Source organism: Pseudoglutamicibacter cumminsii, assembly GCF_003143995.1.
Lineage (GTDB): Bacteria > Actinomycetota > Actinomycetes > Actinomycetales > Micrococcaceae > Pseudoglutamicibacter > Pseudoglutamicibacter cumminsii_B.
Genome location: NZ_QFWG01000004.1, coordinates 45,867 through 66,211, shown reverse-complemented (window position 1 = coordinate 66,211; position 20,345 = coordinate 45,867). Strand labels below are relative to the sequence as shown.

The following is a 20,345-nucleotide window of genomic DNA, read 5'->3' as shown; positions in this document are numbered from 1 at the left end:
GGTTCCTAGAGATTCTAGGAATAGAATCTTCTGAGGAAACATTCCTTAGCGGAAATGGTGCGGGCGTATAGCTCAGACGGTTAGAGCGCATCGCTGATAACGATGAGGTCCCTGGTTCAATTCCAGGTACGCCCACCATGGGGGATTGGCGCAATTGGTAGCGCATCTGCTTTGCAAGCAGAGGGTTAGGGGTTCGAGTCCCCTATCCTCCACAAAGTGAGAGGCCCGGAAGATCGGAAAGATCATCCGGGCCTCAATCATTTAAGACACTGCCATTATTAGGCGCTGCAACAGGACATAGAAGAAGACAGCTATAGAAGAAGGCCCCCGCCACCGGTTGTGGTGGCAGGGGCCTTCGGGTACGCCTGTGAGGCGTAGAAAACGCTTACTTGTTCAGTGGGTTATCCGAACCGGTGTTTGCGTCCTTCAGAGGCTGCTCAGCAGCGCGGCGGCCGGACTCCTTTGGCTTCTCGCCAGTCACCTTCTCCTTGACGTCCGCTGCCTTGTCCTTAGCGGCATCGAAACCCGTCTTAGCGGCGTCCTTAGCCTTGTCAGCGGTCTCCTTCGCGGACTCCTTAGCGTCGTCGCTGGTGACCTTGTCCTTGATGTCTGCTGCCTTGTCCTTGGCAGCATCGACAGCGGTCTTGGCGGCGTCCTTAGCCTTATCGACAGTCGACTCCTTCTGAGCGGCTGGCTTCGAAGCCAGCGTTGGAGCCTTCTCCTTAGGAGCAGGGTTCTTCCATGGATCCTCCACCGGGCGGGAAGCACGCCATGCAGCAACAACAGCCGCACCGATCGCGGCGAAGAGGACGAACAAGAAGAACTTCTTACCGCCAGACTTCTTCTGCTTCTTACGTTCCTTAGCGGCCGCCTTCTTAGCTGCCTGAGCAGCCTTCTGAGCCTGCTTCTTCAGCTGACGCTTGGACACCTTCTTGCCCTTCTTAGCCTTCTTAGCGGACTTCTCGAGCTCCGCACGGCCAGCGTTCGCGCCAGCCTGAGCCTGCGCTGCCAACTCAGTTGCCTTCGTCTTAGCGTTAGTGAAGGTCTCGCTAGCGGACTCCTGCGCACGGGAGGCGAAGTCCTTAGCCGCTGGGACGACGTCGTCCTGAACCTTTTCCAACATGTCTGCTGCCTTCTCCTTCGCGGTGTTCAGACCATCGGCAATAACCGGGGAAACCTGCTCGTAGCCGTGAGCAAGCGCTTCGGTAGCCGCATGGAGCTTGGGAGCAGCCCATTCGCGTACATTTTCGACAGTGTTCGCGATAGCGCCTTCTGCCTTCTTAACTGAACGGTCTTTCATGACTGCTCTCCTGTTTTAGTAGTTCGCCCACCTGTCCGTGGACGTTGTTCCATATCTTCACCCTAGACGGAAAACGGGCCGATGTGTTGGGTTTCGCGGAACTTGCACCAACCTGTTCACTCAACGCGTATGATTCGGCAATATAAATGCCGGCACCTCATGGGATGATGGGAAGCATGAGCATTGCAACGCATGAAGCAACTATTCATACAAGCCTGGGCGACGTCGTCCTGAACTTGTTCGGTAACCACGCTCCGCAGACTGTGGAGAACTTCGTTGGCCTGGCCACGGGTGAGAAGGAATGGACCGACCCTGCAACGGGTGAAGCTCGCAAGGGCACCCCGCTGTACAACGGCACCATCTTCCACCGCATCATCAAGGACTTCATGATCCAGGGTGGCGACCCACTTGGTCGCGGCATCGGCGGACCGGGCTACCAGTTCGACGACGAGATCCACCCAGAACTCACGTTCGCTGAGCCATACAAGCTCGCGATGGCCAACGCAGGCAAGCGCATGGGCCGCGGCACGAACGGATCCCAGTTCTTCATCACGACCGTCCCAACCACGTGGCTGCAGGGCAACCACACCATCTTCGGTGAAGTAGTGGATGAGGATTCCAAGGCTGTTGTCGACAAGCTCAACTCTGTCGCAACTGACCCTGCAGATAAGCCGCTCGAGGACGTCGTTATCTCCTCGATCGACATCAAGAAGCTCTAAACCTGAAGCTTGTGCAGGTGCCCCGGTGCTGTCATGGCTCCGGGGCACCTGCTGTTAACCGGGCACTCTTGCCGAGCTAACGAACGGGTACATCGATGCAAAAACTATGGATGCGCGTACCAGGCACCATCATCATCACCGCTGTATTGCTGGTGTTCTACATCGTCCAGCTGGCGGTTGACGATTTCACCGAAGACATGGTGGTCCGCGGCATCTACGTGGTTGAAGAGCCGTGGAGACTGCTGAGCTCAGGAGTAGTGCACAGTACAGAAACGCTGCCCTCAAGCCATCTGCTCAGCAACCTGTTGATGCTCTGGTACATCGGGCTGTTGCTCGAGAAAATCGTTGGAACGGTACGGTTTATCGCGATCTTCGCGGTCGGTGTCGTGGCGGGAAGCGTAGCGACTGTCCTGCTCACTAGCCCTATCGACGGAGCGCTAGGTGCCTCCGGCGGCATTTTCGCTCTATGCACCGCACTGCTCATGGTTCTACGCAAAGGAGCTAATGCGGCGTTCAGGAGCCTCGCCATCGTTGTGGTCATCATGTTCCTACAAGGGGTTCTCATGCCAGGCGTCTCGTGGGAAGGCCACCTCGGCGGCGCGATTGCCGGAATCGTGCTGGGTATCGCCGCACGGTTCCAGCCCTACGTCCTTGAACGTGCCGGCATGGCTTTTCACTCACCAGAAGCTCTAGATCCGGCTGTGACCCGGAACCGTATTGCTACCGCTGGTGCTCGACGAATCGCGGAAATTGCGATCTACGGGATCTTCCTAACAGTGATTGTGTGGGTGTGCCTGAACTACGCTGCGGGCGTCAAGTGGACTACCGCATCATCGACCGAGTGGAGCACAGTAGCGCAGACACAGTAGACGCGGACTAGTAGACGCAGCCGAAGCGTAAGCAAGCTTCGTACCACGAAGCGCGAATGGAAGTCCCCGGCACATAGCCGGGGGACTTCTTTTATCCACAGGAGTTCTCCACAGTGTGGACAAGATACATCGATGTGATTCGAATAGGTGGAGACTATTCGAAGATCCGTTGGGGATCCTGTAAAACCTGGGCGTCTGTGGTCCGTTGTTGGGAGCGGGCGAAGATATGTACGAAGAAATCCCCAATTTGATCCACAGCTGTGGATAACTTTGTTCACGGGTGTTGACAGAAACGAGGATTTTCGGTGAATTCGCTTCAAGATCCGTTGAACTTATGTTTATCCACATGCGTTCTCCACAGTGTGGAGAACTTACACCGATGTGATTCACACGAGTTCATTTCACATCTCGAGCACCGAAAAACCCTGATATTCCAGGCAAATAGCGCTATTGCTGTGGAATTTCTATGAAATGACTTCTGAATCCACACATCTTATCCCCACCTGTGGATAACTTGAGTTCACACGTCCACAGGGAGATCTCGTCCAAAACTGCGGACATCGGAGGTCGATACTGTGTTCTCGATACTGTGTTCACAAAAGGATCGTCCTTCAGAACAACAAAGAACAACGTCGAAAGATAGGCAAACACCATGGCATGGGTCGTGCTGATCGTGTCCGGACTCTTTGAAGCGGTATGGGCAACAGCCCTCGGAAAATCGGAGGGCTTCACCAAACTGTGGCCCTCCGTCATCTTCTTCATCACCGCAGCAATCTCGATGGGCGGACTAGCGTGGGCCATGAAAACCCTGCCCACCGGATCCGCTTACGCGATCTGGGTATCCATCGGCGCATCGGCGGCCGTCGCCTACGGCATGATCAGTGGCGACGAAAGCTTCAGCATCATCAAAGTGCTGCTTCTCATCGGCATGATCGCGTGCGTCATCGGGCTCAAACTCGTCTCCAGCTGACGTGACAACGCAAAAGAGTGCATACAGCGACAGAGCTTAAAGCGAAGGGGGCGGAGTTCGCACTTCAACTAGCGAACTCCGCCCCCTTACAAATCTAAAGCGGTGCAGAACCCTATTCTCGCCACCCGAACATCATGATGAAACCAGCCATCGCGATGCCGAAGCCAATCAGAATGTTCCAGTTACCGATATTCGGGATCGGCAAACCTACACCAACCATGTGGGCAACATAGAACGTCACGATCCACAGCAAGCCCACGATCATGAGGCCGAACATGATCGCCTTATACACAGGAGAGACCGGCTGGAACTCGTTAGCCTCGCGGCGTTCACGACGGCTAGCTTCCTGCTGCTTCAAAGCAGCGTTGCGTGCAGCAGGGTTGCCAATCTTCTTTGGATTAGAAGATGCGCGCTTGGAAGATTCAGACACGTGTCCTCCTGGACCTGTTCAATACGCCCGTTCAATATGACAGTACGAACAGGTTGTAATATTGGTTATTGTTCCCGGGCTTGGGCTCAACATCACATTCTAACTGTAGATGTCGCAATAAATGCTAACGAGTCCACCCCGGAGCTAATAAATCAGGAGGGCTCGTGACAGCAGAGACAACCGCCCGGCGGCCACGTAAGCGCCGCAGCGTCGGCTCCGTCATCATCGGAGTCATCGCGGAGCTCCTGCTCACAGCGGGCATCTTCATCCTCCTGTTCATCGGTTGGCAACTGTGGTGGACCAACATCGAAGCCGAATCTGTTCAGCAAAACGCGATCACCCAGGTCACCCAAGACTGGGACAAACCTGAAGAAGATAACGGCGAACCAACCCAACCGATCGAAGGCGAAACCTGGGGTATTCTCTACATCCCTAAATTCGGCGCGAACTATGCAAAACCTATCGCCGAAGGCATCAGCATGGACGTCCTCAACACCATCGGAGTGGGCCACTATCCACAGACCCAAAAGATCGGCGAAAAGGGCAACGTAGCTTTCGCCGGCCACCGCCAAACGCACGGCCAGGTGTTCTGGGACATGGATAAGCTCACCGACGGCGACACCGCCTACATCCAAACCAAAGACGGCATCTACTCCTATAAGCTGCGCCAGCTCCAATACGTGAGCCCCAACCAATCAGATGTACTGCTCCCAGTACCCGGCCAGCCAGGTGCAGAACCTGAAGACAAACTGATGACGCTCACAACCTGCCACCCACCCTTCAGCATGGCGCAGCGCATCATCTCAACCTTCGAGCAAACCGACTTCGCTAAACGCGGCGAACCGATCCCAGCAGAAATCGAAGAGATCGTCACCAAAACGACGGGAGGCAACGGCTGATGTACGGCTTCATCTTTAGGCTCCTTCCAGGGCCACTATGGATCCGCGTTATCCAGGCGATCCTCCTCGTCGTGTTCGTGGTCCTCGTCCTCATGAACTACGTCTTCCCACTGCTGAACCCTTACAGCCCATGGCAAGACTCCACAGTTGACGGGACCATTCTCACCCCACTAAGTGGCGCCAAATGACGAGCACTAACGTCCTAGTCATCGATAACTACGATTCGTTCGTCTACACCCTCGTGGGGTATCTTCGTCAGCTCGGCGCGCAAGTGCGGGTCATCCGCAACGACGAATACTCGCTCGAGGAAACCACGCGTCTCGCTGAAGATCACGATGGGGTGCTCATCTCACCCGGGCCAGGCAACCCAGCCGGCGCCGGCGTCAGCATGGATCTGATCCGTGCCTGCGTCGAGAAGAACATCCCGCTCTACGGGGTGTGCCTCGGTCTGCAATCTCAAGCCGAAGCGCTTGGCGGCGTGGTGGGCCATGCTGACCAGCTCATGCACGGCCGCACGTCGCTCGTGGAACACACCGGGCACCCGATGTTCGAAGGGGTAGCGAACCCGTTCACGGCGACGCGCTACCACTCACTCGCGGTGCAAAACGAAACCGTGCCCGCCGAGCTTGAGGTTACCGCGCGCACCCAAGACGGAGTCATCATGGGGCTCGTGCACAAGACGGCGCTCGCATGGTGCGTTCAGTTCCATCCCGAATCCGTGCTCACACAAGACGGCTACCGGATGCTCGGAAACTGGCTTGAAGCACTCGGCCTGACCGGGGCGGCGGAACACGCATCACGGCTCAGCCCCCTGATCAGCAGCCCGCAACACGCATAAACGTGTGAGCGGGCTCTCCAGCCCAGCACACGAATACAAAGAAGTGCGGCGTCCCAACCTTCAAGGTTTGGGACGCCGCACTTCTTATAACTACCGGCGCTGGCTACGATACCCGGTGCTAGTCATCCGTCTAGTCATCTGCGCCGATCGTGGACGTCGCAGACGGAGACTCAGAGTCATCCGCGGACGGGCTCTCACTTGAATCCTCCGATTCGCTTTCGCTCGGCTCCGGCTCTTCAGGCGCTTCCGCGACCGTAATCACGACGATGCTGCCCGGCGCGGCCTTGTCGCCCTTGCGTGGACGTTGAGAAAGAACTGTTCCCTCATCAACGGAATCGTTCTCTTCCTTGTTCACCTGGACTTCGAGCTTGTACTCATTCGAGGTCAACATCTTGACCGCCTCAGACTCATCAAGGCCCGTCACGTCAGGAACGCTGACCTCACCCGAAGAAATCGTCAACTGAACCTCGTCGCCAAAGCGCAACTCGCTACCAGGCTTCGGGCTGACCTCAAGCACAGTTCCTTGCGGCTTATCCGGGGAATCCTTCGTCTTCACCTCATCGGCAACAGTGAGCTTCGCTTCTTCCAAAATACGGCGAGCCTCACGCTCATTTTTCCCGATAATGTCTTCGGGGACTTTGACCTTATTGGTGCCCTCAGACACCACCAACGTCACTACGGTCTGCTTCTTAACGCTCGTACCAGCCGCCGGATCAGTAGAAATCACATGACCCTCATCGACAGAGTCCGAATGCTTTTCCTTGACCTCATAATTCAGCTCAAGCTCCGTGAGCTTCGACTGAGCCTCCTGAAGCGATAGGTTCTCTAACGCCGGAATATTGACCGGAGCGTTCCGTTCACGCTCAGCCTTGAGCCACAAGAAGCCGACGACTGCGCCAACAATCAACAGGACAGCGAAAACCGACGACGCGATCCACAACCCCTTGCGGTTACGGTTCTCACGCTCATCAAAGTCATCGTCGTCATCGTCGCTCTGCAACGCAATCGCCTGCGTCTGGGCAGCATGAGCGGGTGCAGCTTGAGGAATCTGGGAAGCACCCATGATCGCGGCAGGCGCAACAGCGGCAGGCAACGTCGCCGTCGCAAGCGTGTCCGGCGACGGCGGAGTCTCCCCACGCAACACCGCACGCAACGCCGCGGCGAACTCATCGGCCGTCTGATACCGGTCCTCACGATTCTTCGCCAAAGCAACCCGCAAAACCTCATCCATAGCTGGAGGGATGTCCGGGTTGAACTGCTGCACACGCGGAGGATGCTCACTCACATGCTGATAAGCAACAGAAACAGGCGAATCCCCCTGGAACGGAGGGCGGCCAGTCAACAACTCAAACAACAAACAACCGGCCGAATACAGGTCCGAACGCTGATCGACATCGTCGCCACGAGCCTGCTCGGGTGAAAGATACTGCGCCGTACCCACAACCGAATGAGCCTGAGTCATCGTCGCGGCAGAATCAGCGAGCGCCCGCGCAATACCAAAATCCATGACCTTGATAGAGCCCGAATTCGTGACCATCACATTCGCAGGCTTAATGTCACGGTGAACAATGCCCTGCTTATGCGACGACGACAACGCCGCCAAAACACCCAACGTCGCGTTAACCGCGTCCTTCTGGGACAACGGCCCATGCTTGAGACGTTCCTTGAGCGTATGCCCAGCCACGTACTCCATCACAATGAACGGAACCTTGAGGCTCGAATGCTCGCCAGGGATACGCACATCCGTGTCGCCGGTATCGAAAACAGACACGATCGTCGGATCATTCAGTCCCGCGACAGCCTTAGCTTCACGGCGGAAACGCGCCTGGAAAATAGCATCCCGCGCCAAATCAGAGCGCAAAATCTTCACGGCCACGTCACGACCCAACAGCACGTCACGGGCCAGCCACACATCGGCCATACCTCCGCGGCCGATCAAGCGGTCAAGCTCGTAACGGTCATTGAGTGTGTGCTGGCGTGGCTGCGCAACCTGCTCTTCCTCCCGATGTCGGGAGCGGTTCTGCTGTTCGTCCTCAGTCACGAGTCACCTCAGTTATTCTTCGGAGGGTCAGTGGATGGCAACGGCCTGCCCGTCTGTTGCGGGCCACTTCTTGTTGGTTCTTCACTCGGAGTGTCCGACTCTGAAGGCGGCGCCGTGGTCTCCGTTGGCTGTTCAGTCTCGCTCGGCTGCTCAGTTTCGCTCGGGCTCTCAGTCTGCGACGGCGTAGGCTGCTGCGTAGGCGTAGGAGCCGGCTGCGGCGACGTGTACGAACCGTAATAGATCACGATGCGGGAGCCCTTCTCAAGCTCGCCCGTCGGGTTGATATCTACAACACGGGCCGCGTCAGACTCCGAGGTAACCTTACGAGGCTCAGCGTCAACATCGAAGCCAAGACCCTCAAGTTCCGCCATGACTTTCTCGTACGGCTCGCCCAGATAGTCCGCCTTCGCGACCGTGACGGTGTCCTTCTCAGATTCAGATTCAGATTCCGACTCAGATTCGGATTCAGACTCCGAAACAGACTCACTCGGAGACGAGCTCGGATCCTCCGAACCACCAGTCAACTTAGGAATCACAATCGCGCCCGCAACAATCAGAGCGGCAACAAGCGAGCCAATGACCCACCACAGCCACGATTTCTTGCCTTCGCCGTCTTCATCCTGATCATCATCCGGATCTATCGGGCCAGAACCACCGCCAGCCGCACCCGCGGCATAAGCCGGAAAAGCGGACCCCGCCGTTGCAGCAACACCAGTTGCCGGCCCCACAGCAGGCAACTGCGACGTCGTCGGATTCGAATCCTGTGCACCCACAATCGTGGTCGCCGCCGTCGGCGCGTCATTAGAGCCAGCTGCAGCCTGATCCAAAAACAGCTTCATACCAGGCACAGCAGCAACCGCATCAGCCACACGGCCCGCACGCAAAGCATCAGCAGCGATAGCCAACTTCGAGGCATTAGCCGGACGATCGAGCGGATCCTTAGCCAGCATCGACATGATCAACGCCTGAACCGGAACATCGACCGTATCCGGCAACGCAGGAGGCTTATCGTTCACCTGCGCCAACGCGATCGCGATCTGCGACTCACCCGTGAACGGACGCCGGCCAGCAAGGCACTCATAGCCGATAACACCCAACGAATACAGATCAGACTGACCCGTAGCTTGCTGACCCGTAGCCTGCTCCGGCGCCAGATACTGCGCGGTACCCATGACCTGGCCCGTCGCAGTCAACGGAACCTGATCAGCCAGGCGAGCAATACCGAAATCCGTGATCTTGACCTTGCCCGAAGGCATGATCAACAAGTTACCCGGCTTCACATCGCGGTGCACCAAACCACGCGCATGCGCAGCCCCCAACGCACGCGCAGTTTGAGCGATCACCGAAAGCGTGAAATCAGAGTTCAAACGGCGCTCACGCTCGATGATGGTCGAAAGCGGCTCCCCAGGAACCAGCTCCATCACCAAATACGCGGAACCATCGGCCTCGCCGTAATCGAAAACGTTAGCGATCCCGTCATTATTGAGCAGAGCCGTATGCCGCGCCTCAGCCCGGAAACGCTCCCGGAAACCCGGGTCGCCCATGTACTCCTCTTTGAGGATCTTGATGGCAACAACCCGACCCAAGACATCGTCTAGAGCTTTCCAAACCTCACCCATACCGCCGATCGCAATGCGGTCAGTGAGCTTATAGCGGCTTCCAAGAACCATGCCAGTTGATGGTCTCATCACTTCATCACCGCCCTCTCAATCTTGCTCATGATCGTGCTAGACAAGCCAGCGCTTTCTTCATACGTGACGTCTTTGACAACAACCGTGACCGCATACTGAGGATCATCAGCCGGGAAGAAACCAGTGATCCAGCCGTTGACCTTCCCAGATTCACCGATATCAGCGGTACCCGTCTTCGCGGCGAGATCAACGCCCGGGACACGCGCCCGCGTTGCGGTACCCGACTTCACAGGCTCGCGCATCAGCTTGGTCATATCCTGAGCGACCTCAGAGCTCATGCCGCGGCCGTATTCCTCCGCCTTGAAACGCTTCAAAACACGAAGGTCAGGGCTCGTGACCTGCTTGATCAACTGCGGACGCATAATCACCCCGTCATTCGCGATACCCATCGCAACCATGTTCATCTGCAACGCGGTCGTCTGAACATCGAACTGACCGATCGAGGAGTATGCGAGCTGAGCAGGGTCAGGGTTCTCCGGCCACGTCGACGCCGAGGTCGGGGCCAGGCCGAGCCAATCCGGCTTCTCGCCAAATCCAAACCTATCGGTGACTTCCTTCATCTTCTCCGCACCAATCTTCTGAACACCCTGAGCGAACGGGGTGTTACACGACTGGGCCACGATGAACGAAAGAGATGCCTTATTCGGCTGCGAAGAACAAATACCGAGGCTGAAGTTCTTCAGCTCCTTCTTTGTTCCAGGGGGAGACCACGACGTCGGATTGTCGTAAGAGCCGTCGACCTTGAAATCACCCGTCTCCAAGCCAGCGATCAAAGTCAGCAGCTTGAAGGACGAACCAGGAGAAACGCGGTCATACACCGCAGGGTTCCAGTTGACCGACAGTCCCGGGACAGACTCGAGCTTGGCGCGATTCTTCGAAACTTGGTCAGAGTTCTGTACGGAAAGGTCATTCGCGTCATACGTCGGCTTACTGGCCATCGCAAGGATGCGGCCGTCACGCGGATCCGTAACAACAACCGAACCCTTCTTGCCGTCCGGAATCGCATCAAAGGCGGCCTTCTGGATGGCTGGGTCGATCGTCAGTTCGATGTCGGCGCCGCGGTCTTCCTTGCCGGTGAAAAGGTTCGTCAAACGATCAAAGAACTGATCATCAGACGTGCCAGACAACGTGGACTCTTGTGTCGCTTCGAGCTGGGTAGCGCCGTTGGCGAGCGAATAGAAACCCGTCAGGCCGGAGTACAGCTTCGAATCCGTGTAGGTTCGCTTGTACTTGTAAGGGCCATTCTCAGTCTTAATGCTCTGAGCAATCGGCTTTCCGCCAACAAGGATCGCGCCGCGCGGCCGGTCATAGTTAGCCATGAGCGGGCGCGTATTGAGCGCGTTGTTATTGAGCTTCTCAGCGCCGATGAACTGAACGTAGGTCGTGCCCATCAGGATCGCCAAGAATAGGGCTACGACAGCGAGCCATGTGCGGCGAATTGCTGGATTCATGCTGACGTAACACCTCCTGCGGTTGAGCTGGCATCTTCACGCGAGTCCTCGCGGGCATCGAGCGCCGAGGGCTTTTTTGGAGCGGAAAGCTTGCTTGCGAGCAACGAATCATCATCACTGCTCAACAGCCCACCCGTCGATGGGCGACGAGCGTTGTGGCTGATGAGCAACAGCAACGCAGCCAGGACCCAGTTGGCAAGCAACGACGAACCGCCCGCGGACATGAACGGCGTGGTCAGGCCTGTGAGCGGGATGAGGCGCAAAACGCCACCAGTCACGATGAAGAACTGGAATGCGGTAGCGAAAGCCAGACCGGTTCCGAGGAGCTTCCCGAAGCCGTCGCGGGCACCCAAGCCTGCGCGGATCCCGCGGGAGACGAACAAGAAGAACAGCATCACGATCGCGAACAGGCCCACGAGGCCCAGCTCTTCGCCGAGCGCGGCGTAAATCATGTCTGACTTGGCGACCGGGATGCGTTCAGGGGAGCCAGCGCCTAGGCCGGTTCCTCCAAGCCCACCGTGTGCCATGCCGAACAGGCCTTGAACCACCTGGTAGCTGCCGCCTGGATTGCGGTAGTACAGGTCAGGGTTGAACGCGTCGAGCCAGATATCGAAGCGCGCACGCACGTGGCCCATGAATATGTAGGCGAAAATACCGCCGAGTGCCACGAGGCCACCGCCGATGAGGATCCACGAGATACGGCCGGTAGCAACGTAAATCATGATCATGAACAGGCCGAAGAACATGAGTGCGCTACCGAGGTCGGTCTGTAGGACCATGATGCCCATCGCGATGCACCATGCAATCAGCATCGGCGCCATGTCACGGAAACGCGGCAACTGGAGCGGACCGATCTTCCGGCCCGCCAGCAGGATCAGGTCGCGTTTCGAAGCTAGATAGCTTGCGAAGAAGATCGCGAGGGTAACCTTCGCGAACTCGCCCGGCTGGATCGAGAAAGATCCGATGCGGATCCAGATTCGTGCACCATAGTCGGCATAGCCGAGGCCGGGGATCATCGGAAGCAACAAGAGCACAACCGAGATCGCGAGCCACAGGTAGGTGAACTTGCGAAGCACGCGGTGATCGCGGATGACCCACAAAACAAGCACAGCAGAAGCCATGCCGACACCGGAATATAAGAGTTGCGATTGCGCGGCGGTAGCCAATTCCGGCGGTCCAGCAAGATCCAAGCGGTGGATCATTGCCAGGCCAATGCCGTTCAAAGTCACCAGCAGTGGCAATATGTATGGATCAGCATATTTAGCCCAGATGCGCAAAGAAATGTTGACGCCCAAGCCGAATACGCCCAAGACGGCAACGTGTGGAAGCCAAGCTTGATCGTTCCGTGAGGCGCCCGCGGTCGACGAAACCAAAAACTCCGCCAATGCGGTGACGCCCAACGCCAAAATAAGCAGGAAGAGCTCGGTGTTACGGCGGGTTGGCTGCTTCTTCACGTGATTCGCGGCGACGCTCATTGAATATCACCACGCAACTCATCACACCACTCAGGTACCGCGTGCTCCGCGGTCGCGTTGTCACCAGACGACCCCTCAGAACCGTCAGCTCCACCGCTTTCGGCAGGCGACGGGGCAACCACCGGGCACGACTGCTGGGCCGTGATGCGAACATCGTGCAGAATCTGCTGGGCGTCCTTGCGGGACTGCGTAGCGATGCCGCTCTTCAACTGCGTCTGTGTGTATTCAGGCAAGGCTTCGAGCGGAACCTTCGATTCAGTATCCACGCTCGACATCTTGATAGGACCCAAGTCCTGAGAGATACCCTTAAACATCGCGACCTTGCCGTTGTGGACGCCCACGTAGTACTGGGTTTGCGTCCACGCGTAGCCTAAATAGCCGCCTGTCACGAGGATCAAGATCAAAACCACGAGCGTTGTTGGCAGAACCCATCCGAAGCGACGTTTAGAAGGCTCCTCCTCGAGAGCAGCCAAAGCCAGCTGCCGCTCACGCTCGGAAGAACGATGCTGAAGCAACGCTGCCGCGCGTCGCTCGCCCGAACGCTGCGTCACGATCGGGATCTGTCCAGACTCGGTAGCGAGCTGCGCGGCACCAACAAGCTCGTGCGGGCGGTTCGCCATCTCGTAACGCAACAGTGCCTGGTTCGCGGCGAGGTCACCGCCGCGGGCAACCTCGATCTGGCCCGTGTCAGGCGAAGGCTCATCAGTGCTACTGAACTCTTCAGACGGAGGGGATTCCGCATCGTCAACAATGTCTACAACTACGACGGTGACGTTATCCGGTGAGCCAAGCTCCAGGGTCCGCTCTACGAGGCGGTCCGCGGCTTCCCGCGGGGTCGAGGCAGTCCGGACGATCTCTTCAGTTTCCTCCTCGGAAACCACAGCGTTCACGCCGTCGGAGCACAGCATCCAGCGTTCCCCGGCAGTTGCTGGGATGACCGCCATATCGAGTTCAGGGGACGCGTCAGAGTCTCCCAGAACACGCATGATCACGTTGCGGTGCGGGTGAACTTTCGCTTCGTCTTCGGTGATGCGGCCTTCAGAAAGCAGCTTCTCAACGAACGTGTGGTCCTTGGTGATCTGTTCCCACGTGTCGTTGCGCAGACGGTACGCCCGCGAGTCGCCGATGTGGGCGAGGTGGAGCTTGGAATCGTTCAGTAGGATCGCGCTGACCGTGGTGCCCATACCGGAAAGCTTGGGGTTTTGGGCAACGAGTTCGTTGAGGATGATGTTGGCCGATTGGATCTCGTCGGCGAGGATCGTGTCCGGATCCTCAACGTCGGCGCGGTCCAGGTGAACCAGGTCCAGAACCGTCGATGCGGAGGCGACGTCGCCCCCGACGTGCCCGCCCATGCCGTCAGCGACCACGGCGAAGTGATGGCCCGCGTATCCGGAGTCGTCATTCTTGCGGCGCACACACCCCACGTCGGAGTGGGCGGCGAAGTCGAAATAGAGAGCCATTATGGGCGCAACTCCATCACGGTTTTACCGATGCGGATGCGCTGGCCGATTTCGACCGGCTGGGCCCGGGTCAGCTGCATCTCGTCTACGTAGGTTCCGTTGGTTGAGCCGAGGTCTTCTAGGAACCAGCGGGTTCCTTGTGGGAATAGGCGTGCGTGGCGGGAGGACGCGTAGTCGTCTGCGAGCACGAGGCTCGCTTCTTGCGCGCGGCCCAGCAGGATTGGGCTCGCCGCTAGGCGCACCGAGGTTCCGACGCCGGGGCCGTCAACAACCACGAGGGAATGCGCGATTTGGCGTGGCGGCGATGATGGTGTGGCGGGCATTCCGGGGGCGGGGCCGGATGGCCCTGCAGCAGCGCCTGCGTGCTGAATGCGTGTGCGCTTTCCTACCCCGAGGTCTCGGCGCATCGACATCACAATGATGAGGACCAAGATCCACAGGAAAACAATGAAAGCTAGACGCAACAGCGTCACTACCAAGGGGACCATGAGGTTAGCTCATTCCTTCGGGGGCGTTCTGCCAAGAGAAGGTCAGGCGGGCGTGACCGATCGCGATGATCGTGCCGTCGAGCAACTCTTCTTCACCTTGAATGCGGGTTCCGTTGACGTAGGTTCCGTTGGTGGAACCGAGGTCGCGGACGAAGACGCGGTCGCCACGGCGGATGATTTCGGCGTGGCGGCGGGAGGCGCCTTGGTCGTTGATGTGCAGGCCGGCATCGCCTGCGCGGCCCATGACGACGGTGTCGGCGCTGAGCGCGTAACGGTTGCCGTCGAGCTCGATGACGGGGGTCCGGTTGGTGTTGGGCCGGATGTGCTGCGTGCTTGCTTGCTGTTCCGCGGAGCTCAGGTGTGGGCGTGCAGCTGGGCGGGGCCGCGGCGTGGTTGGCGCTTTGGTGCCGCCGAGGGATGCGTCCACTTCGATTTTGGTTGGTCGGAGGGATTCATCTTTGCGGAACGTCACGGTGACGGCGTCACGGAGTGAATAGTCCTGGCGCTGTGCGTGTTCGAGTGCGACGTCAGCGAGTTCTTGCGCGAGTGCGGTGCCCCATTCGCGCGCTTGAGCGAAAGCGTCGGCGCCGAGCCGGACCGTGAAGGAGTGCGGCGCGACGGTGCGGCCTTCGGAGATCGAGAAAGATTCGTCATCCATCGTGTTGCGGATCAGGTTGGCGATCTCTACGGGTTTGATGGTCCCGTTGGAGTTCCCGCGGAAGGCGCGTGAAACGAGCCGTTCTAGTCCTTTTTCGAATCCTCTGACAATTCCCACAACGAACCTCCCCTCCATCTGTTTGCTGTCATGCTCGCGGTGCACGAGGCGTTGCGGTGCGTCCTACTTCTACCGTACTTCCTGTTTTAGGGCACGGCAGTTGTTGGCCACATCGTTCTCCGATCTTACCTAAACCACCTGTTTAGAGTTGAAAAACCTTGAAATCCTTGCGGTTTTCCCAGCTTCAGCGTCCGATGCGGGGGTTGCGTCAGCCGTTGCGAGCGGTTGAGTAGCGGGCTCAATTATGAAATTCGGGCTTCCTCAGTTAGGCTTTTCTCTGTTGTCTTCACGCATCTGATGCATTCGGGTTAAACGTGAGGGAAACAAACACTACGCGCGAGTGGCGGAATTGGTAGACGCGCTGGCTTCAGGTGCCAGTGCCCGCAAGGGCGTGGGGGTTCAAGTCCCCCCTCGCGCACGTTTTCTGAGCGGTGTTGTAACGCAGACCGAATAGGTCTGGTTACAACACCGCTCTTTTCGTTTCTGCTCTTTTAGGTTGCTTAGTTGCACTGCTTATATGCGGCCCGCTTGCGCTCCCTTCCGGTAGATCACGCGCCAAATTCACCTTCCTCGAATCGACTACGAGCTATCCCTGTTTGCAACTACGCCTCACCGAACATTATATTTAGACGCGCACAACATGGTGGGCTTCGGGCAGGGCGCATCAGTCAGTCCACATGGGTCACACATCGCGCCCATAATCACTGAAAATGGAAGGTTGCTTCTCTTGAAGATCGTCAAGAAACTCCTCGCGGGGATTGCAGTCGCCGCGACTGCCGCATTTGGTCTCACCGCGTGTTCCGACTCCGGCCCTGCCGTGAGCGGTGAGGGCAAGCCGCTTAAGGTTTACGCGACCACCGGGTACCTCGCCGACGCTGTTGAGAACATCGCGCCCAATGCCGAGGTCACGACCATGGTCGGCCCCGGCGGCGACCCGCACACCTACCAGCCGTCAACCAAGGACATCGAGACCATCCAGAAATCAGACCTGGTGTTCTGGAACGGCCTACATCTGGAAGCACAGATGACTGACCTGCTCACGAGCCTCGGCGACAAGCAGGTAGCCGTGGGGGAGAACCTCCCAAAGAACCTCCTGCTGGATTGGCCTGAAAAAGATGACAAGGGCAACGCGCTCCACGACCCACACGTGTGGAACAGCCCTGAAGCGTGGTCGCTCGTCGTAAAAAATGTTGCCGACAAGTTCGCTGAAGTGGACCCGGATAACGCAGAAAAATACAAAGCCAACGCTGAGGGCTACGTCAAAGAGATCGATGCGGCGGTAGATGAGTCACGCGATCTTCTGGCTGACGGGAAGATCAAGCCACGCATCCTCGTCACGGGTCATGACGCGTTCAACTACTTTGGTAAGACATTCGACCTCGATGTGCACGCAACCGACTTCGTCTCAACCGAAGCGAAGCTCAGCGCCGCTGAACTTTCAAAGCTCGCTCAGTTCATTGCTGACAACAAGGTTCCGGTCATCTTCCAGGACAATCAGGCCAACCCTCAAGCAATCACGAGCCTCAAGGAAGCTGTACGAGCTCGCGGCTGGCATGTTGAGGTGTCCAAGGAAGAGCTCTTCGCAGACTCCTTGGGGGCCGAGGCCCCGGTGGACACCTACATCGGCGCCCTCAAACACAACGCCCGTGCTGTTGCTGAGGCATTGAAAACCTCAGGAGAATAGCCGTGACAGATCTCGTCGCTCCCGCGTGCCGTACCCACAGCCTCTCGGTTGCTTACGATGCGGTGCCCGTTCTGCGCAACGTGGACTTCACGGTGCCGCAAGGAGTTGTTATGGGCATCGTTGGGCCAAACGGTGCAGGGAAATCGACCCTCATCAAAGCGATGCTTGGCCTCGTGAAACCGCTGACGGGAACCTCCGAGTTTTTCGGACAGCCGCTTTCGCGTGCGCGGAAACGAGTCGGGTACATGCCACAAACCACGAGTGTGGACTGGGACTTCCCAACCACGGTGCTCGATGTGGTCACGATGGGAACGTACGGATCGCTCGGTTGGATTCGTCGGCCGGGAAAGAAGGAACGAGCCCGCGCGGTCGCTGCCCTGGAACAGACCGGGATCGCTGATCTTGCTTCGCGGCAGATCGGTGAACTTTCCGGTGGGCAGCGCCAGCGGGTGTTCCTCGCCCGCACACTGGTGCAAGCTCCGGACCTGTATTTCATGGACGAACCGTTCCAAGGCATCGATGCAAAAAGCCAGCAAGCTATCGTCTCGGTCCTGCACACGCTCCGGAAGCAAGGCAAAACGGTCGTGATCGTGCACCACGACCTCGCAACCGTGCGCGAATACTGCGACCACGTGACCCTGCTGAACCGCCGCATCATCGCCTCCGGGCCGGCAGAACAGGCGTTCACGCGGGAGAACATCCGCGTCGCCTACGAGGTCACGGCAACAGACGATGCGTTCCTGGAGTTCACATCGTGAGCCTCATAGAATTCTTCAGCAACCACACCTACCGGATGGTGTTCTTCGGAACCATGACCATCGGGCTCGTAGCCGGTGCGCTCGGATCCTTCGCCTACCTGCGTAAACAGTCGCTCATCAGCGATGTGATCTCGCACGCCGCGCTGCCAGGTACGCTGCTCGCGTTCCTCACCGCAGTCGGTGTGCTGGGCACCGATGGACGCAACATGATCGGGCTCATCCTGGGCGCGGTCATCGTCGGAACCATCGCCGTGCTGTTCGCCAACGGCATCAGCCTCACCTCCAAAATCCGCATCGACACCGCGATGGCCATCTCGCTCACCGTGTTTTTCGGCGGCGGGATGCTGCTCATGCGCATCATCGCCAATGGCGCCTACCCAGGCAAAGGCGGCATCCAGGACTACCTATTCGGCAACGCGTCCGTGATCACCGTTGCGGACCTCGCCACCAGCATCACCATCGGGGTGATCGTTGTGGCACTCATGCTGGTGTTCTGGAAAGAGTTCACACTACGGAGCTTCGACCCGGACCACTCCACGGTGCTCGGGTTCAGGGCGCGCACGATCGACACGCTCATGTTCGTGACTATCGTCATCGCGACCGTCATCGGTGTGAAGGCTGTCGGGCTCGTCCTCATGGTCGCATTCGTGGTGACCCCGCCAGCGGCCGCCAGACAATGGACACGCACACTACCAAGCATGGTCGCTTTGTCCGCCGTGATTGGCGGCGTCGGCAGCGGAGTGGGAGCCTACCTGTCGATCGTGCTCGGGAAAGTGCCAACCGGGCCGCTCATCGTGCTCACACTGTTCGCGATCTTCCTGGTTTCGCTTCTGTTCGCGCCGCGCCGTAGCATCATCACCCGGGCCGTATCGCGCGCCCGTGCCCGCGCACACCTCAAACGCGAACTCTTGCACGAAGGGAACCTGCATGAAGGGAGCCGGCCGTGAGTTTCGTCGTTGGCACTATGCTGCTCGCCGTAGTGACCGCGCTGGCGTGCGCCCTTCCCGGCGTCTTTGTTGTCTTGAGGCGCAATTCGATGCTCGTGGACGCCATCAGCCACGCGATTTTCCCCGGGATCATCTTCGGCTACTTCCTCACCCGTAACTTCAACTCACCGCTACTGATCCTCGCCGCTGCGCTCGCCGGGCTAGTTGTGGTGCTCGGAAGCGAATGGCTTGCCCGCACAGGCTTACTGACCGGTGACGCTCCGCAAGGTCTCATCTTCCCCGCTCTGTTCAGTGCCGGCGTGATCCTGGTGACGCTTGAATTCGCGAACATCCACCTCGATACCCACGCGGTCCTTGCAGGCGACCTCAACATCGCGGCCTGGCAGCCGCTCATCATCGCAGGAACACACCTCGGCCCTGCATATCTGTACGTGATGCTCGGTGTGCTTCTCATCAACGTCGTGTTTCTAACGCTGTTCTATTCGAAGCTCAAGGTCACTACGTTCGACCCCGAGTTTGCAACGAGCCTCGGCATCCGCTCCAGGCTCCTGAACACCGCGTTCATGTTCCTCGTCTCCGTCACCATCACCGCCGCGTTCAACGCGGCTGGCGCGATCCTGGTGATCGCCCTCGTCGTGGTGCCGCCAGCGACTGCCTACCTGCTCACCACCCGCTTACCGGTCATGATTGCACTCACCGCGCTCATCGCCATCGGGGGAGCGCTCGCCGGGTTCTGGGTCGCGTATGTGCTCAACGCTGCGACCAGCGCAGGCATGTCGCTGTTTTATGGGCTGGTGTTCGCGGTAGTGCTGGTAGCTACGAGGCTTCGACCCAGACGGCGTCAGAGGCAGCACGCCCTAGCATGAGGGGTTCGGTCTGCCCCTCAACGAGGATTTCAACCGTCTCGGAGTAAGGAGCGCTAGGGTGGGCTTCGAGAAGCGTTCCGAAACGGATGCCGTTTTCTGCGAGGAACTGCAACAGTTGTGGATCGTCGTCGGAGATCCGCTCAACCCGCGCCTTTGACCCCGGCTCGAGTTCCGTAAGGGGGATTGCGTCCGGGAGGGTGATGTCGCCGTCCGCGGTAGGGATCGGGTCGCCGTGCGGGTCACGCGTTGGGCGGCCCAGTAGCTCATCGAGTCGTTCGATCATGAAATCTGACACCGCGTGCTCGAGCGTTTCCGCTTCGTCGTGCACTTGATCCCACCGGTAACCAAGGGTTTCGAGCAGGAAGGTTTCGATCAGCCGATGCCGGCGCACCATTGCAATCGCGTGCGCGCGCCCGGTTTTTGTGAGGGTCACTTCGCCGTAAGGCACGTGGTCAAGTAGACCCTGGGCGGTGAGCTTACGGACGGCATCGGACACGGAAGAGAGCCTGAGCCCCAGCCGGTCTGACATGAGCTTCGGTGTTACCGGGGCGTCTGACCATTCGCCGAGGTACCAGACCGCCTTCAAATAGTCCTGGGTGCTCGCGGACAACTCAGAAACGGACATATCGTAAGTTTAGCCTTCAACGGGCAGTTCAACCCCTACTCTTTAAGCGTCTGGTGACG

Annotated in this window: 19 protein-coding genes and 3 tRNA genes; 12 read left to right on the top strand and 10 right to left on the bottom strand. The window is 58.3% G+C overall.

The window, feature by feature from the left end; all coding sequences use genetic code 11:
• Nucleotides 1-61 precede the first annotated feature (61 nt).
• Nucleotides 62-138, top strand: a tRNA-Ile gene (locus tag CAY35_RS04425).
• A gap of 1 nt (nucleotide 139) precedes the next feature.
• Nucleotides 140-212 (top strand) — tRNA-Ala (locus tag CAY35_RS04420).
• Nucleotides 213-385: 173 nt separating this feature from the next.
• Here the strand turns inward: CAY35_RS04420 and CAY35_RS04415 are convergent.
• Nucleotides 386-1,300, bottom strand: coding sequence for a hypothetical protein (locus tag CAY35_RS04415; protein ID WP_109303487.1), 915 nt, complete (start codon nucleotides 1,298-1,300; stop codon nucleotides 386-388).
• A 176-nt stretch (nucleotides 1,301-1,476) separates the two neighbouring features.
• On the opposite strand from CAY35_RS04415, the gene CAY35_RS04410 reads away from it, so the two are divergent.
• From CAY35_RS04410 to CAY35_RS04400, 3 genes are all read left to right on the top strand, one after another.
• On the top strand, nucleotides 1,477-2,019 hold the full coding sequence (locus tag CAY35_RS04410) for a peptidylprolyl isomerase (RefSeq protein ID WP_101630473.1): 543 nt from the start codon (nucleotides 1,477-1,479) through the stop codon (nucleotides 2,017-2,019).
• Nucleotides 2,020-2,129: 110 nt separating this feature from the next.
• Complete coding sequence (locus tag CAY35_RS04405) at nucleotides 2,130-2,888, top strand: rhomboid family intramembrane serine protease (RefSeq protein ID WP_181377484.1); 759 nt, start codon at nucleotides 2,130-2,132, stop codon at nucleotides 2,886-2,888.
• A gap of 652 nt (nucleotides 2,889-3,540) precedes the next feature.
• Nucleotides 3,541-3,858, top strand: a complete 318-nt coding sequence (locus CAY35_RS04400) for a DMT family transporter (RefSeq protein WP_109303485.1) — start codon at nucleotides 3,541-3,543, stop codon at nucleotides 3,856-3,858.
• A 112-nt stretch (nucleotides 3,859-3,970) separates the two neighbouring features.
• On the opposite strand, the gene CAY35_RS04395 is transcribed toward CAY35_RS04400, so the two are convergent.
• The gene (locus tag CAY35_RS04395; RefSeq protein ID WP_233430915.1) at nucleotides 3,971-4,288 is read right to left on the bottom strand and encodes a cell division protein CrgA; all 318 of its coding nucleotides are present in this window, start codon (nucleotides 4,286-4,288) and stop codon (nucleotides 3,971-3,973) included.
• A gap of 164 nt (nucleotides 4,289-4,452) precedes the next feature.
• Between CAY35_RS04395 and CAY35_RS04390 the strand changes: the two genes are divergently transcribed.
• Together CAY35_RS04390 and CAY35_RS04380 are read left to right on the top strand one after the other, a co-directional pair.
• Nucleotides 4,453-5,187 (top strand): class E sortase, encoded by a 735-nt coding sequence (locus CAY35_RS04390; RefSeq protein ID WP_101630470.1) that lies wholly within the window; start codon nucleotides 4,453-4,455, stop codon nucleotides 5,185-5,187.
• Nucleotides 5,188-5,371: 184 nt separating this feature from the next.
• The gene (locus tag CAY35_RS04380; protein WP_109303483.1) at nucleotides 5,372-6,025 is read left to right on the top strand and encodes an anthranilate synthase component II; all 654 of its coding nucleotides are present in this window, start codon (nucleotides 5,372-5,374) and stop codon (nucleotides 6,023-6,025) included.
• Nucleotides 6,026-6,155: 130 nt separating this feature from the next.
• Here CAY35_RS04380 and pknB read toward each other — a convergent pair whose 3' ends face one another.
• Genes pknB through CAY35_RS04345 form a run of 7 tightly spaced genes read right to left on the bottom strand, consistent with a single transcriptional unit; the run spans nucleotide 6,156 to nucleotide 15,406 of the window.
• Entirely contained in the window at nucleotides 6,156-8,066 is a 1,911-nt protein-coding gene (gene pknB / locus CAY35_RS04375) for a Stk1 family PASTA domain-containing Ser/Thr kinase (protein ID WP_109303482.1), read from the bottom strand.
• Between the two features lie 8 nt (nucleotides 8,067-8,074).
• Nucleotides 8,075-9,754, bottom strand: a complete 1,680-nt coding sequence (locus CAY35_RS04370) for a protein kinase domain-containing protein (protein WP_109303481.1) — start codon at nucleotides 9,752-9,754, stop codon at nucleotides 8,075-8,077.
• Entirely contained in the window at nucleotides 9,754-11,208 is a 1,455-nt protein-coding gene (locus tag CAY35_RS04365) for a penicillin-binding transpeptidase domain-containing protein (RefSeq protein ID WP_109303480.1), read from the bottom strand. The genes CAY35_RS04370 and CAY35_RS04365 overlap by 1 nt, the downstream gene beginning before the upstream one ends.
• Complete coding sequence (locus tag CAY35_RS04360) at nucleotides 11,205-12,683, bottom strand: FtsW/RodA/SpoVE family cell cycle protein (RefSeq protein ID WP_109303479.1); 1,479 nt, start codon at nucleotides 12,681-12,683, stop codon at nucleotides 11,205-11,207. The genes CAY35_RS04365 and CAY35_RS04360 overlap by 4 nt, the downstream gene beginning before the upstream one ends.
• Nucleotides 12,680-14,143, bottom strand: a complete 1,464-nt coding sequence (locus tag CAY35_RS04355; RefSeq protein WP_109303478.1) for a PP2C family protein-serine/threonine phosphatase — start codon at nucleotides 14,141-14,143, stop codon at nucleotides 12,680-12,682. Before CAY35_RS04355 ends, CAY35_RS04360 begins: the two co-directional genes overlap by 4 nt.
• Nucleotides 14,143-14,631 carry an FHA domain-containing protein FhaB/FipA gene (locus tag CAY35_RS04350; protein ID WP_109303477.1) on the bottom strand — a complete coding sequence of 163 codons (489 nt, stop codon included), beginning with the start codon at nucleotides 14,629-14,631 and terminating at the stop codon, nucleotides 14,143-14,145. The genes CAY35_RS04355 and CAY35_RS04350 overlap by 1 nt, the downstream gene beginning before the upstream one ends.
• A 4-nt stretch (nucleotides 14,632-14,635) precedes the next feature.
• Nucleotides 14,636-15,406 carry an FhaA domain-containing protein gene (locus tag CAY35_RS04345; protein ID WP_181377483.1) on the bottom strand — a complete coding sequence of 257 codons (771 nt, stop codon included), beginning with the start codon at nucleotides 15,404-15,406 and terminating at the stop codon, nucleotides 14,636-14,638.
• 334 nt (nucleotides 15,407-15,740) lie between these two features.
• Here CAY35_RS04345 and CAY35_RS04340 point away from each other — a divergent pair.
• The 5 genes from CAY35_RS04340 (at nucleotide 15,741) to CAY35_RS04320 (ending at nucleotide 19,661) form a co-directional block, all read left to right on the top strand.
• Nucleotides 15,741-15,824, top strand: a tRNA-Leu gene (locus CAY35_RS04340).
• 309 nt (nucleotides 15,825-16,133) lie between these two features.
• Nucleotides 16,134-17,090 (top strand): metal ABC transporter substrate-binding protein, encoded by a 957-nt coding sequence (locus tag CAY35_RS04335; RefSeq protein WP_258265621.1) that lies wholly within the window; start codon nucleotides 16,134-16,136, stop codon nucleotides 17,088-17,090.
• A gap of 2 nt (nucleotides 17,091-17,092) precedes the next feature.
• Nucleotides 17,093-17,848, top strand: coding sequence for a metal ABC transporter ATP-binding protein (locus CAY35_RS04330; RefSeq protein WP_101630791.1), 756 nt, complete (start codon nucleotides 17,093-17,095; stop codon nucleotides 17,846-17,848).
• Entirely contained in the window at nucleotides 17,845-18,795 is a 951-nt protein-coding gene (locus tag CAY35_RS04325) for a metal ABC transporter permease (protein WP_101630792.1), read from the top strand. The genes CAY35_RS04330 and CAY35_RS04325 overlap by 4 nt, the downstream gene beginning before the upstream one ends.
• Nucleotides 18,792-19,661, top strand: coding sequence for a metal ABC transporter permease (locus CAY35_RS04320; protein WP_109303474.1), 870 nt, complete (start codon nucleotides 18,792-18,794; stop codon nucleotides 19,659-19,661). Before CAY35_RS04325 ends, CAY35_RS04320 begins: the two co-directional genes overlap by 4 nt.
• Here CAY35_RS04320 and CAY35_RS04315 read toward each other — a convergent pair.
• A complete protein-coding gene (locus tag CAY35_RS04315) occupies nucleotides 19,612-20,286 on the bottom strand; it encodes a metal-dependent transcriptional regulator (RefSeq protein WP_109303473.1) in 675 nt (224 codons plus the stop codon). The genes CAY35_RS04320 and CAY35_RS04315 overlap by 50 nt on opposite strands.
• Nucleotides 20,287-20,345: the final 59 nt, after the last annotated feature.

Excerpts from the sequence above, each read along its gene's own strand:
- CAY35_RS04415 (WP_109303487.1), bottom strand. The coding sequence starts at position 1,300 with ATGAAAGACCGTTCAGTTAAGAAGGCAGAAGGCGCTATCGCGAACACT.
- CAY35_RS04410 (WP_101630473.1), top strand. The coding sequence starts at position 1,477 with ATGAGCATTGCAACGCATGAAGCAACTATTCATACAAGCCTGGGCGAC.
- CAY35_RS04405 (WP_181377484.1), top strand. The coding sequence starts at position 2,130 with ATGCGCGTACCAGGCACCATCATCATCACCGCTGTATTGCTGGTGTTC.
- CAY35_RS04400 (WP_109303485.1), top strand. The coding sequence starts at position 3,541 with ATGGCATGGGTCGTGCTGATCGTGTCCGGACTCTTTGAAGCGGTATGG.
- CAY35_RS04380 (WP_109303483.1), top strand. The coding sequence starts at position 5,372 with ATGACGAGCACTAACGTCCTAGTCATCGATAACTACGATTCGTTCGTC.
- CAY35_RS04370 (WP_109303481.1), bottom strand. The coding sequence starts at position 9,754 with ATGAGACCATCAACTGGCATGGTTCTTGGAAGCCGCTATAAGCTCACT.
- CAY35_RS04365 (WP_109303480.1), bottom strand. The coding sequence starts at position 11,208 with ATGAATCCAGCAATTCGCCGCACATGGCTCGCTGTCGTAGCCCTATTC.
- CAY35_RS04360 (WP_109303479.1), bottom strand. The coding sequence starts at position 12,683 with ATGAGCGTCGCCGCGAATCACGTGAAGAAGCAGCCAACCCGCCGTAAC.
- CAY35_RS04355 (WP_109303478.1), bottom strand. The coding sequence starts at position 14,143 with ATGGCTCTCTATTTCGACTTCGCCGCCCACTCCGACGTGGGGTGTGTG.
- CAY35_RS04350 (WP_109303477.1), bottom strand. The coding sequence starts at position 14,631 with ATGGTCCCCTTGGTAGTGACGCTGTTGCGTCTAGCTTTCATTGTTTTC.
- CAY35_RS04315 (WP_109303473.1), bottom strand. The coding sequence starts at position 20,286 with ATGTCCGTTTCTGAGTTGTCCGCGAGCACCCAGGACTATTTGAAGGCG.